At 64.3% G+C, this 13,576-nt stretch carries 10 protein-coding genes; 8 read left to right on the top strand and 2 right to left on the bottom strand.

The genetic code is table 11. From position 1 onward, the window contains the following. Positions 1-45: 45 nt before the first annotated feature. The 7 genes from M1P90_RS02945 to M1P90_RS02975 all read left to right on the top strand — a co-directional run bounded on the left by M1P90_RS02945 (position 46) and on the right by M1P90_RS02975 (position 10,020). The gene (locus tag M1P90_RS02945; RefSeq protein WP_483701163.1) at positions 46-1,035 is read left to right on the top strand and encodes a carbohydrate ABC transporter permease; all 990 of its coding nucleotides are present in this window, start codon (positions 46-48) and stop codon (positions 1,033-1,035) included. 28 nt (positions 1,036-1,063) lie between these two features. After that, a complete protein-coding gene (locus M1P90_RS02950) occupies positions 1,064-1,963 on the top strand; it encodes a carbohydrate ABC transporter permease (RefSeq protein ID WP_483701164.1) in 900 nt (299 codons plus the stop codon). Positions 1,964-2,032: 69 nt separating this feature from the next. Continuing rightward, positions 2,033-2,785 (top strand): HAD family hydrolase, encoded by a 753-nt coding sequence (locus M1P90_RS02955; protein WP_483701165.1) that lies wholly within the window; start codon positions 2,033-2,035, stop codon positions 2,783-2,785. A gap of 69 nt (positions 2,786-2,854) precedes the next feature. After that, positions 2,855-3,412 carry a hypothetical protein gene (locus tag M1P90_RS02960; protein WP_483701166.1) on the top strand — a complete coding sequence of 186 codons (558 nt, stop codon included), beginning with the start codon at positions 2,855-2,857 and terminating at the stop codon, positions 3,410-3,412. A 90-nt stretch (positions 3,413-3,502) separates the two neighbouring features. Beyond that, positions 3,503-5,839, top strand: coding sequence for a glycoside hydrolase family 65 protein (locus M1P90_RS02965; RefSeq protein WP_483701167.1), 2,337 nt, complete (start codon positions 3,503-3,505; stop codon positions 5,837-5,839). Positions 5,840-6,142: 303 nt separating this feature from the next. After that, entirely contained in the window at positions 6,143-7,162 is a 1,020-nt protein-coding gene (locus M1P90_RS02970) for a TIGR03617 family F420-dependent LLM class oxidoreductase (protein WP_483701168.1), read from the top strand. Positions 7,163-7,716: 554 nt separating this feature from the next. Beyond that, a complete protein-coding gene (locus M1P90_RS02975) occupies positions 7,717-10,020 on the top strand; it encodes a sodium-translocating pyrophosphatase (RefSeq protein WP_483701169.1) in 2,304 nt (767 codons plus the stop codon). A gap of 154 nt (positions 10,021-10,174) precedes the next feature. Here the strand turns inward: M1P90_RS02975 and M1P90_RS02980 are convergent, their stop codons facing one another. Together M1P90_RS02980 and M1P90_RS02985 are read right to left on the bottom strand one after the other, a co-directional pair. After that, entirely contained in the window at positions 10,175-10,603 is a 429-nt protein-coding gene (locus tag M1P90_RS02980; protein ID WP_483701170.1) for a zinc-ribbon domain containing protein, read from the bottom strand. 220 nt (positions 10,604-10,823) lie between these two features. Further along, positions 10,824-12,464 carry a DUF2357 domain-containing protein gene (locus tag M1P90_RS02985; protein WP_483701171.1) on the bottom strand — a complete coding sequence of 547 codons (1,641 nt, stop codon included), beginning with the start codon at positions 12,462-12,464 and terminating at the stop codon, positions 10,824-10,826. 102 nt (positions 12,465-12,566) lie between these two features. Between M1P90_RS02985 and M1P90_RS02990 the strand changes: the two genes are divergently transcribed. After that, on the top strand, positions 12,567-13,460 hold the full coding sequence (locus M1P90_RS02990) for a hypothetical protein (protein WP_483701172.1): 894 nt from the start codon (positions 12,567-12,569) through the stop codon (positions 13,458-13,460). Positions 13,461-13,576 lie beyond the last annotated feature (116 nt).

A 13,576-nucleotide genomic window follows, 5' to 3' on the forward strand; every position in this document is an offset into this window, starting at 1 on the left:
GGGGCTGCGCAGCTTCGCCCGGCCACACACCAAGGAGGGTTCCCGATGGCCACCTCGACAACGGCGGCCGGCACCCGCAGCGCGCACCAGCGCAGCCTGGCGCGCCAGGAAGCATTTACCGCCTACCTCTTTATCGCGCCATACCTGATCATCGCGGGCATTTTCACGGTCGCGCTGCTGGCCTATGCCTTCTATATCAGCTTCACCGATCTGAAGTCGTCGCTTTCGCGCACCTCGAACTTTGTTGGGCTGCGCAACTACATCAACGCGTTTCGCGACCCAGAATTTCAGATCTCCCTGATCAACGTCTTCTGGTATTTCGTGATCGTCACGACGCTGCAAACCATTGGCGCGATTGCCGTGGCGATGCTGCTGAACGCCAAACTGCGCGGCCAGCGCCTGTATCGCACACTATTCTACGCGCCCAGCGTGGCGTCCTCGGCCGTGATTTCGATGATCTTCCTGTGGCTCTACCTGCGCACCGGCTGGATCAACTACTTTCTCGGCACCGACATCGCCTGGATCAACGACGCGCGTGGCCTGTTCCAGCTCATTCTGTCGCCCTTTGGCGTGAAAATTACCTCGACCTTCCTGAAGGGGCCGAGCATCACCTGGATGGCGCTCATGGCCATGAATATTTTCACGACCATTCCGTCGCTGATGGTGATCTTTCTGGCCGCGCTGCAAGACATCCCGGCCTATGTGTACGAAGCTGCCGAGATCGACGGCTCGACCGGCCTGCACGCCTTTTTTAACATCACGCTGCCGCTGCTGCGCCCGGTGATCACGCTGGTGATTGTGCTTGGCACGATTGGCACCTTTCAGGTCTTCGACCAGGCCTTTATTATGACCAAGGGCGGCCCGCTCAAATCGACGCTGACGCCGGTGCTGCTGATCTACACGAAAACGTTGGGCGAGGGCACCTCGTCGAACGCGGCGCTGGCCGCCGCTATGGCCTTTATTCTGGCGCTGATTATTTTCTTCTTCACCTTCATCCAGCGCCGCTATATCGAAAGCTCAAGCGAACGATTCTAGCGCCTTGCGCCGAAGGAAGGAGCCTGGTATGGCAGTTTCTGTTGAGCAGCGCCCGCTGGCGGTGTCGTCGCCGCGGCCATCGCCCCGCCGCAGCGTAATGGTCGCCCTGCGCTACATCCTGATCACCGTCGCGGCGATCATTGTGTTTATGCCCTTTATTCTGTCGTTTCTCGGCACATTCAAGAGCAACCCCGAGGTTACGGCCTACCCGCCGACCTTTTTGCCGCGCGAGTGGCACCCCGAAAACTGGGTGCAGACCTGGAGCGTCGAGATCAGCGGCGCGGGCAAGAATGTGTTTGCGCGCTGGTTTTTCAACAGCTTCTGGCTGGCAGCCGTGAACATGGTCACGCAGGTGTTTTTCTGCTCGCTGGCGGCCTACGCCTTTGCGCGCATGCGCTTCCCCGGCAAGGAGCTGATCTTCTCCTTTATTATTGCCAGCATGGCCATCCCCGGCGCGGTGACGCTGATTCCTGGCTATGTGTTTTTCGCCAAGCTCGGCTGGATCAACACCTACTGGCCCTTGATCGTGCCGAAGCTGGTGGTGCCTTTCGGCATTTTCATGCTCACGCAGTTCTTCAAATCCATTCCGCGCGAGCTGGAAGAAGCCGCCTACATGGATGGCGCGAGCCGCTTCCGCACCTACTGGAGCGTTGCGATGCCGCTTTCGCGCCCGGCCCTGATCACGCTGGCGATCATCCAGTTCCAGGGCTCGTGGAACGATTTTCTTGGCCCGCTCCTGTACCTGCGCGATGCCAAGCTGCTCACGCTCACCGTTGGGCTGAACTTCTTCAAGACGCAGTACGCGGTTGAGTGGAACAAGATCCTGGTTGGATCGATGTTCAACGCGATTCCGATCCTGATCATCTTCTTTATTTTCAATAAGTACTACATGGAAGGCGCGAGCTATAGCGGGCTTGCGGGCCAGTAAGCAGTGTGCAGCCAGCAGACGGCAGCCCAATTGTTTCCTGCCGACTGCATACTGGCAACTGAGGACACTATGCGTTTCCAGGGGGCTATTTTCGATATCGACGGCGTGCTGGTGGATTCGCCGCACGAGCAGGCGTGGCGCGATGCGCTGGCGCAGCTTATGGTCGGGCCGTGGGCGGCGATTGCCGCAAGCACGCGCTATGCGCCCGAGCGCTATACCAGCGCCGTCTACCAGGAATATGTGTCGGGCAAGCCGCGTGAAGCCGGCGCGCAGGCCGCGCTTGACTATTTTGGCGTGCCCGACCCCGACGGCCGGCGCACGGAGGAATATGGCGCGGCCAAGCAGCGCCTGCTGCTGGCGCTGATCGCGCGCAGCGCCTTTGCCGCCTACGACGACGCGATTCGTCTGCTGCTGCGCCTGAAGGCGGCGGGCGTGCGCGTGGCGGCGGCGTCGTCCTCGAAAAATGCCGACCTGTTTCTGCAAAAGGTGCCGCTGGCGCGCTTTCGCAATGCGTTCCCTTCGCTCGCGCCCGACGCCACCCTGCTCGACGTATTTGACGCAAACGTGAACGGCCGGGCCGTGCCACGCGGCAAACCCGACCCGGCGCTGTTTCTGCTGGCTGCCGAGGTACTGCGCGCCGCGCCCGACTCCTGCCTGGTGGTGGAAGACGCACCATCCGGTGTGCTGGCCGCCCGCGCCGCTGGCATGGCGTGCCTGGCGCTGGCCCGCCACGGCGACGCCGCCGCGCTGCGCGCCGCCGGGGCCGATTGGGTTGCTGCGGACGCGGATGCCGTGCCGCTCGCTGCCCTGCTGGCCGGCTGATGCGAGCCATTGACAATCGCCTGCGCGGGGTGTACATTCATCTTCAGCCCACACACAGGAGGCCCGAAGATGAATGCTCCGTTCCTGCTCAGCCCGGTGCGGCGCGCGCTGCTGATAGCTACCGCTGTGCTGCTGGCCATGGGCATGGCGGCTGGTCTGGCGCTGGCGCGCCCATCTTCGCCTGCCGCGCGCGCCGCCGCCCAGCGCGAGGCCCAGCACCTGTGGAGCACGCGCTCCTTCTCGCATTATCGGCTGGTGGTTCACGCGCCGTCGTGGTGCAAAATCGACGCCGAGGTGGAGCAGGAGCGTGTGGTCAAGGTCTTCCAGAATTCCTGCCCGGTCAATGCGCTCACCGTCAGCGACCTGTTCGCCTATGTCGACAATATGAACCTGCACCCCGACCGGCAGTATTGCGGCCCGAACGGCTGCGAGTGCGTCGAGCAGCGCTTTGCGCAAACCGAGTACGACGCCACGCTGGGCTACCCGCGCGCGATTCGGGTGCGGCGGCAGCGCAGCGCCAACTGGGATGGCCTGTGGGGCTACGTTGTTCAGCACGGCCTGCCCAGCTGCCTGACCCCGCCCGACACCGACATGGTGACGGTGGTGTCGCTCCAGCCGCTCAGCTAAACCTCCCATTTCTTCGCTTCGGGCAAACGCCCGCGAAACGTGTGCCGCGCACTGCGCTGCCGCGTTTTTTGTGTTACAGGAGCATGTGCCATGAACACCGCTCGCCCACACATCACTTTTCAGCCCAACGCCGACGCGCGCTGGCTGCTTGAATACGATGGCTTCGACCCCGCGCTGGAGCCGAGTATCGAGGCGGTGTTTGCGCTGGCGAACGGCTATGGCGGCACGCGCGCAGCATTGGAGGAAGGCAGCCCCGTCTCGCGGCCGTCGGCGTTTGTGGCGGGCGTATTCAACACTCCGGCGCGGCCGCAGGCGCCCGAGCTGGAAGCGCCCATTCCCGAGCTGGTGGTCGCGCCCGATTGGTCGCGCGTGCGCATTACGGTGGAAGGCGCAGAGCTGCGGATTGGCGCGCCCGGCTGCGAGCTGCTCGAACAGCGGCGCGTGCTCGACATGCGGGCGGGCGTGCTGCTGCGCTCGTGGCGCGTGCAGGATGCGGGCGGGCGCATCACACAGCTCACAAGCCTGCGCTTTGTCTCGCTCGATAACGCGCACGCGCTGGTGCAGGTGCTCACGCTCCAGCCCGAAAACTACGACGGCACCGTCGCGCTGGAATGCATGGTGGACGGGCGGGTGATGAACGAAAACCACACGCCGCACCTCGCGCCGGTTGCTGCGCGAACGCTCCCTGCCGGTCAGCTGCTGGCCGTGCGCACCATGCAATCGGGCTACCAGCTCGCCTATGCGGCGCACGCAACCGTGCTCGACGCAAGCGGCGCATCGCTGGCCGGCACGCCCACTCTGGCTCAGGAACAGATCGGCATGCGCTGGGAATGGCAGGCCCGCGCCGGCCAGCCCGTGCAGATGCAAAAGATCGTTGCATGCGTCAGTTCACGCGACACCGCGCAGCCCATGCTGGCCGCGCCCATGCTGCTCGAAACGCTCGTCGGCACGGGAGCCGAAGGCTTGCTGGCCGCGCACACACGCGCCTGGGCGGCGCGCTGGGAACGCACCGACGTGCAGATCAGCGGCGATGACGAGACTCAGCGCCAGGTGCGTTTCGCGCTCTACCACCTGATCGGCGCGGCCCACGCCGACGAATACGCCTCGGTGGGGGCGCGCGCGCTCACCGGCGAGCGCTATCGCGGGCATGTCTTCTGGGACACGGAAACCTTTGTGTGGCCGTTTTACCTCTTCACCGCGCCCGAAACGGCCCGCGCGCTGCTGATGTATCGCTACCACACGCTTGCGGGAGCGCGCCACAAAGCGCAGGATCTGGGTTATCGCGGCGCGCTGTTCGCCTGGGAATCAACCGACACCGGTGAAGAAACTACGCCACCATTCATCACCGTGCCGGGGCTGGGCCGCCAGCAGATCCTGACTGGCCTGCAAGAACATCACCTCGCCGCCGACATCGCCTACGCGATTGTGCAGTATCGCCAGGCCACCGGCGACGATGCGTTTTTCTTCGAGTATGGCGCAGAGATGCTGCTGGAAATTGCGCGCTTCTGGGCCAGCCGCGCCCACGCCGGGCCGGATGGGCGCTTCCATATCGGCACCGTGATCGGCCCCGACGAATACCACGACTCGGTGGACGACAATGCCTACACCAACATCATGGCCGGCTGGTCGCTGCGGGCGGGCGCAGGTGCCGCCGCCGAGCTGGCGCAAGCCGAACCGGCGCGCTGGGCGGCATTGTCATCCAGGCTTGAACTAAGCGACGGCGAACCAGGCAAGTGGCGCAAGGTGGCCGACGCACTGGTGACCGGCTTCGACCTGCGCACCGGCTTGTTCGAGCAGTTTGCTGGCTACCACCAGCTCGGCACAATCGACCTGCGCGACCACGATACCGCTGCCATGACCCTTGATGTGAAGCTCGGCTGGGACGCATTGCAGCGCCTCCAGGCGCTCAAACAGGCCGACGTGGTGATGCTGCTGTTTCTGCTGTGGGACAGTTTCGCCCGCGACGTGCGCGCGGCCAATTTCCGCTTCTACGAGCCGCGCACCACCCACGACAGCTCGCTTAGCCCAAGCATCCACGCGCTGGTGGCCGCGCGCCTGGGCGACCTGCCGCTAGCCGATTCCTACCTGCGGCGCGCCGCCCGCATCGACCTCGATTTTGCGCGCAAGGGCTGGGCCGGCGCGAGCGGCGGCGTGCATATCGCCGCGCTGGGCGGCATTTGGCAGGCGCTGGCATTTGGCTTTGCTGGCTTCTATCCCGCCGACGAAGGGCTGCGCTTCCGCCCGCAGGTGCCGGCGCGCTGGGGCGAACTGCGCCTGCCGCTTCAGTGGCGCGGGCGGCTGCTGCGCATCGTGGCGAGCGCGAGTGGCCCCGCCGCAATCACGCTTGAGCAGGGCGCGCCGCTCCCAGTCGCCATCCACGACGGTGCGTGGCGCACGCTGGCTGCGGGCGAAACGCTCAGCGGCTAGCGTAAATTTTCACCACCAAGACACCAAGGCACCAAGGACGAGAATGTAATCCTTGGTGTTTTGGTAGTTATCGGACGAGCATAATCCACAGATTGCGCAGATTACACAGATATGAAGCCTCTCATCTGCGCAATCTGCGTCATCTGTGGATGGTTCCCAGGCAACTGCTTCGCTCGTTTGTAACTTCCCTGCATATACTCAGTGCATCGCACGGTGCCGCCAGCCCGCCGCCATGACGCATTGCGTAGAGCCGCGATGTCGTCTATAATCGCGGCGCTGACGCCATTGTTGGAGGAGTTGCCAATGAAGCTCGACGCCGCGCTGGCTATTGATGCCGCGCACCTTCGCGATGTGGCCGGGATCGCGCGCGCTGCCGAAGAAATCGGCTTTTCGGCGCTGTGGGCACCCGAAACCCAGCATAATGGCTTTTTCCCGCTGCTCCTTGCCGCCGAACACAGCCAGCGCATCCAGCTTGGCACAGCGGTAACAATCGCCTTCCCGCGCAGCCCCATGGTCATGGCGCAAAACGCCTGGGACATGCAGGCGATCTCGGGTGGGCGTTTTATTTTGGGCCTGGGCACGCAGGTCAAGGCGCACATCGAGCGGCGCTACAGCACGCACTGGGAAGCGCCGGTGCCGCGCCTGCGCGACTACATCGCGGCGCTGCGGGCGATTTGGCAGAGCTGGCAAACCGGCGAACGCCTGAACTATCAGGGCCAGTTCTACCAGCACACGCTGATGACGCCCTTCTTCAGCCCCGGCCCGATCCGCCAGCCGAATATTCCAATCTACATTGCTGGCGTGAACGAAGGGCTGGCGCGGCTGGCGGGCGAAACCTGCGACGGCTTCCACATCCACCCGTTCCACAGCGCGAAATACATCACCGAGGTCGTGCGCCCGCAGATCGCCGCCGGGGCGCAGGCTGCCGGTCGCACCCCTGCCGACATCACGCTGGTGAGCAGCGCGTTTCTTGTCAGCGGGCAGAACGACGCCGAGATCGAAACGGCGCGGCACATGGCGCGCGAGCAAATTGCCTTCTACGCCTCGACGCCGACCTACCGCGTGGTGCTGGCCTGCCACGGCTGGGAAGACGTGGGCGAGCAGCTTTCGCGATTGGCAGCCATGAAGCGCTGGAGCCAGATGAGCGCACTGATCACCGACGAGATGCTGGAAGTATTCACGGTGCAGGCGCCGCTTGAAGGGCTTGGCGCGGCGCTGCGGGCGCGCTACGACGGCGTGCTCGACCGGGTGTTCAACTACCTGCCCTACGTGCCCGGCGCGCACGATGCCCTGTGGCGCACCTTGGTGGGTGCGCTGAGCTGATGGCAGGTGGCAGTAGGCATGCGGCAGGAAGAAGCGTTGCGACTGACACCCGCTGACTCCTGACGCCTGGCTTCTGGCAAAAAGAGGACGGCTGCCTCACGGCAGCCGCTTCAGGGGAGCAACGGTGTAGTTCTAACCAGCGCCTTTCGTGCCCAGTAGCGCTGCTGATGCCCGTCGCTGCATCAGGTTGTCTGCCTTAGGTAATAGCACATTGCGTGCCACGGATCGCCAGTTTTGCCGGAAAATGCGCCAATTGCACGCCAAACAGCCCTATGCTACAATACGGCGCCTCCCGATGGTAGTACACAAGGCAACGGCGCGCTGAGCGCTTGCGCCCGCGGCAGTGGCAGCACAGGTTCGTGTGTATGCGCTGGCGCGCTGTTTTTTCCGGCGCGGCATACCAGCGCGAGGCCAGGCACGTGCCGGCGCAGCCCAACGCCAGCGCGCCAACCGATAGAAAAGGAGAATCGCGCATCGAAGCACTTGTGGGCAATGTGGCCCATTTCGCATCCCTATATGAAATACGCATCCAGCCAATGTGAAGGAGTCGATCTATGCCGGAATTGATGGCAGGCTTAACGGGTTTCGAAAAAGGCGCAGTGCTGGTGGTGCTCGTCATCGCCATCCTGGGTATCGCCTACGCCTTTGTTCTTCGTGCCCAAATTCTCTCGCAAGATAAGGGCACCGCGCGCATGCAGGAAGTATGGGGCTTTATCAAGGATGGCGCCAATGCCTACCTGAGCCGCCAGTTCCGCACCATTATGATCCTGATTGGTATTCTGACCTTTGTGCTGGCCGCCAGCGTGCTGATCATCCCGCCCACGCAGGAAGCAACTGAGGTCTTTGGCAGCAGCGCAACCGCCTGGGTGGCGGTTGGCCGCGCAATTGCCTTCCTGATGGGCTCGCTGTTCTCCTACGCCGTGGGCTTTGTGGGCATGAACGTGGCGGTTGAAGGCAACGTGCGCGTGGCCGCTGCCGCCCGTAAAGGCTACAACCCGGCCCTGCAAGTGGCCTACCGCTCGGGCACAGTCACGGGCATGCTGACGGTGGGTCTGGGCCTGCTTGGCGGCACGCTGATCTTCATGGTGTTCGGCATTGCCGCGCCGGATGCGCTGCTGGGCTTTGGCTTCGGCGGCTCGCTGATCGCGCTGTTTATGCGCGTGGGCGGCGGTATCTACACCAAGGCTGCCGACGTCGGTGCCGACCTTGTGGGCAAGGTTGAGGCTGGCATCCCTGAGGACGACCCGCGCAACGCGGCGGTGATCGCCGACCTCGTGGGCGACAATGTTGGCGACTGCGCCGGCATGGCCGCCGACGTCTTCGAGAGCTTCGAGGTCACGATTGTGTCGGCGCTGATCCTGGGCCTGGTGCTGGGCGATGTGGCGCGCGGCACGCTTGGCGATGGCGCATACGACATGCGCTTTGTGATTTTCCCGCTGATCCTGCGCGGCATTGGCGTGATCGCCTCGGTGATCGGCAACACGATTGTTCGCACCGACGAGCGCACCCGCAACGCCATGCGCGCCATGAACAACGGCTTCTACCTCGCCGCCGTGATCTCGGTGATTGGCTTTGCCATCGTGACGCTGTTCTACATGATCGACCCGAACACCGGCGCGGTGGACTGGCGACCGTTTATGGCAACCGTGGCTGGCATTCTGCTGGCGATTGTGCTCGACAAGGTGACGGAATACTTCACCAGCACGCACTTCAGCCCGGTGAAGGAAACCAGCCGCGCCTCGCTGACTGGCTCGGCCACCAACATCCTTTCCGGCCTGGCGCTGGGCTTTGAGTCGAGCGTTTGGGCGGTAGTCGTCATCGCCGCGTCGATCCTGTCGTCGGTGCTGATCTACTCGGGCGAGCCGGCCGCAACGCAGTTCACCGCCATTCTGTATGGCGTGTCGCTTACCGGCATTGGCATGCTCACGCTCACGGGCAACACGATCTCGATGGACTCGTTTGGCCCGATTTCGGACAACGCCAACGGCATCGGTGAGATGAGCGGCCTCGACAAGAATGCGCGCAACGTCATGGACGACCTGGACGCGGTGGGCAACACCACCAAGGCTGTCACCAAGGGCATTGCGATCGGCTCGGCCGTGATCGCGGCGGTGGCGCTGTTCGGCTCGTTCCTGACCGACACTGGCAAGGTGCAGACGCAGCTCGGCCAGACGCCGCTGGCGGGCATCAATGTCGCCTCGCCAATGGTGTTTATTGGTCTGCTGATTGGTGGCGCGGTGCCGCTGCTGTTCTCGTCGCTGACCATTCGGGCGGTGGCGCGCGCGGCGGCTGAGATCGTGAATGAAGTGCGCCGCCAGTTCAAGATCCCCGGCATCATGGAAGGCACCAAGCTGCCCGACTACGCCCGCGCCGTGAGCATTTCGACCACCGCCGCGCAGAAGGAGCTGATCAGCCTGGGCCTGATTGCCGTGCTGGTGCCGGTGATCGTCGGCTTCCTGCTGGGTGTCGAGGCGCTGGGCGGTTTCCTGGCCGGCATCATTCTTTCGGGCCAGCTCATGGCGGTGTTCCAGTCGAACGCGGGTGGCGCGTGGGACAATGCCAAGAAGTACATTGAGGAAGGCAACTTCGGCGGCAAGCACTCCGAGCCGCACAAGGCCGCCGTGGTGGGCGACACGGTGGGCGACCCGCTGAAGGATACAGCCGGCCCGGCGCTCAACCCGATGATCAAGGTGATCAACCTGGTGTCGCTGATCATCGCGCCAATCATTGTGTCGATCCGCGTCCCCGGCCAGGGCCTTGGCATTGGCACGATCATCTCCATGCTCGTGTGCATCGCGGCGCTGATCTGGGCGATCTGGCAGAGCAAGCGCGAAGCGCCAGGGATGAGCGGCAGCTAGCACTGCACATCTGAAAGCCGTTGCTGGTTATGACAAAAGACGAAGGACGAATGACCAAGCCAAGTTGGTCATTCGTCCTTCGTCTTTTGGCTTTCTAAACACAAAAAACAGGGCGGGCCGCAGCTGCGGCCCGCCCTGTTTTGTTCAGCCAGACTTACCAGCGGCTTGAGCGGCGCTGCTGCTGGAAGCAGTCGTCGCAATACACCGGCTTGTCCCCGCGCGGCAGGAAGGGCACTTTGGCCTCTTTCCCGCAGCTTGCGCACGTCACGGAGTGCATTTCGCGGTCGCCGCCACCGCTGAAGCTGCGCCCACCACCGCCACCGCCGCCGCGCCGGTTGCCGTAGCCACCGCCGCCGCCGCCATAGCTGTCGCGCTCCCCGTAGCCGCCACTGCTGTAGCTGTCCCGATCGCCGTAGCCGCCGCTGCTTCGGCCACCGCCTTGCTTGCGCGCCTGCCTGCAGGAGGGGCAGCGCGTGGGCTCGTTGGTGAAGCCCTTCTGCGCATAAAACTCCTGCTCACCCGCCGTAAACACGAACTGCGTGCCACAATCCCGACACGTCAACGTTTTGTCAGCGTAGCTCATCGCTCGCCATGCTCCTTTGGATCTTCTGCGATCCGCTCCTAACCAGTAAGTCAGACGGGGGTTTGGGTACGACAAGCTCGGTTTGCGCTTGCAGCGGGCAAAGCATCCGGGGCACTTCGTGGGGGCCAAACCTTATTCGCCACTATAGCATATCACTTATCAGATTTCAAGAGGCAGAATCCTAACTATGCGTGTATATAAGATAACTTTGTAAAGAGTTTTATGGAGAAACTCGCAACCAGCGATCAATTTCTTCAGAAAGCACACCTGTGCGCCCCGGAAGTAGCGGCACAGTGCCAACGCCGCTTGAAAATCGCTCGGGGGAGACCGGCGCGGGATAGAGCAATAGCGCGCCTAACGTCGTGCGCCGCCCACCGCAGCCAATTGCGCCAAGGTAGGTGTATGCGTCGCCAAAGGCATCGGGCGGCAGGCTGCGGCCGTCGGCCTCGAGGCGGTATTTCGCGTCGAGCAGCAGCACCTGCGGGGGCGCGTCGTCGCGCCGCACCTCGATCGCCAGGTCGGGCACGTGCGTCGCGTGGTCGAGCGAACCCAGGCGCAGGGGTTCCGCGCGCGGAACCCCTGCGCCTGGCCGGTAGCGCGGCTGGTAGCGCAGCGTGAAGGTTGTTTCGCCGCGCGCGATGACCAGCAGCGGCATGCGCTCGCTCAGCGTCACCACCTGTTCCAGGGCATCGTCGGCGCTGCGCTGGCGCGTTTCGATCAGGTGCTGCTCGCGCACATCGCCGCCGAGCGCCAGCAGCGCGGATGCGACCTGCAAGGCGCACCAGCTCTCATACAGGCGCGGCAGATCGGCAATTGGCGTGGCGAAAAGCGGGCTGTCAAAGGCGAGCTGCGGCTGCTGGCGGAGCGCCTGCCACATGGCATAGACCTCGCGGTAGGCTGGCTCGCGCTGCAACAGTGGCGTTGCGCCCCGAAAGGTCGGCAGCGGCGCGACACCGGCCAGAAAGGGGAGCGCGCGCAGTTCGCGCAGGGTCGTTTCGGCGGCGGCGCAACCGGCTGCGATCTGCTCGGCGCGCAGGCGGCGCGTGCTGGACGTGTTTGTGTAGGCTTCGCTGGCAGTCAGGCGCGCCGCCTCGCGGCTGGCGAGTTGGCCAGTGGTGCGGGCGTGGCGCAGCAAGGAGGCCAGCAGGTGCTTGAGCAGGCGGTGCTCGTAGATGTCGGCGGTGGGGCGGGCGCGCTCGGCGGGCAGCTCGCGTGGCAGCACGCCACCGCCCGGTCGCAGTGCGGCTTGCAGCTCGGCGGCAGCCTCGGGCGGGGCCGGCTCGAACTCGGCGCGCGCCAGCCCGGCAATCGCCCCGGCGCTGATCTGGTCGGCCTGGCCGAGCGGGATGGCCTCGCGCCCGCCGCGCAACTGCTCGCGTGGGCGGGCGGCGATGCGGCGCACTGCGCGCGCAAAGCCATCGAGTCGCGCTTCAAACAGGGCGTAGAATTCTTCGGCGGGGCTGTGCTGCCAGGGCGCGCCACGCACAAGCTCCGCGCCTTCGGCCCCCGCGCCGGCCAGGGCGGCCACCAGCCGGTAGGCCACGCGCTGCACGTCGTCGATCAGTGCCTCGTAGGCATCCTGGTCGATTTTGCGCGTCAGCACGCGCAGCGCCCACGCCTGGCGCGTTTCGTCGCTGGCGGCGCGGCGCGTGAGCAGCAGGCGGTGCAGGCCAGCCGCCGTGCCAGGGTTCCAGCGCCAGCGCCAGCTCGTTTCGCCCGGCCGCAGAAACGGCTCCAGCTCCTGCCCATCGACGGCGAGCGCCAGCGCTGCGCCGCCAGTCGCGCACACAAACTCCACCGGCTGGTGCTCGGTGATCGGCGGCAGCTCGGCGTGATCGGCCAGGAGGGCAATTTCAAGCATTGGGCGAACCTGTGCGCAGGCGGAACCAGCCGTATTGTACCACCCGACCGCATGCTGCGCGGCGCTGTGGTATACTGCTGCTGGCAAAATCAAAGCGAACACTTGTTCTATTTTACCAGCTATTTCCTGCCTATGTTTCCCGCCCACGAACGTACCTCAACACTGCGCCTGATCGTCATCGCGCTGGCCTCGCTGGCCGTGCTGATGCTTATTTTTCGCCCGAGCGATTCGGCGCAGCGGCTGGTGTCGCGCTGGCAGCCCCAGCCGCTGCTCACCGCGCCCGAACCGCAGGCGCAGCAGCCGGGAGCGCCCGCGCCCGAGCCAATCGCTGGCGACGCGCGCCCGCTCGACCAGTTCGACATTCAGGTGGACGATGGCCTGTACGCCGACGAACGCGCCGCGCTGAATAGCGATTTGCAGGCCGCGCTAGGCTATGTGGTCGGGCGTTTTGGCAGCGGGCCGAGCGCGCGTTTCACTGCGATGGTGCTGAACCAGGGCGGCTGCGGGCTGCACGGCATTGCCTACACCGACATTCGGCAGGTGCAGGTGTTTAGCTGCCCAAGCATTGCGCGCGACCGCGCAGTGGCGATTATGGCGCACGAGTTTACGCACCAGCTTGAGCAGGATCGCTATGGCCCGGCGCACATGAGCGCGGATTTGATTCTTTCCGAAGGCACGGCCACCTGGGCTGCCGGCAAATACTGGCTGGGCGACGCGCCAAGCTTCCGCGCGTATGTGCAGGCGCAGCGCAAAGCGGGCAGCTACTACCCGCTTGCGACCGATTACAACGGCCTGGGCATTGGCGCGATGAACACGCTCTACTACGAGTGGGCTAGCTTTGTCGAGTTTTTGGTGAATACCTACGGGCGCGAGCAGTTCGACCGGCTGTATGTGAGCGGGGGTGGCGCGATTGGCGCGGCCGACTACCAGGGCGTGTATGGCAAGCCGCTCGCCGCGCTCCAGCAGGAATGGCTCGCCTGGATCGACTCCGCGTAAACGCGATTCAACAAGACTTCACCACCAAGACACCAAGACACCAAGTTTTCAAGAACTTAAAAAACTTGGTGTCTTGGTGTCTTGGTGGTAAATATCTCCCTCGTGGTTTCTTTCTC

The organism is Kouleothrix sp. 19917 (assembly GCF_057073505.1).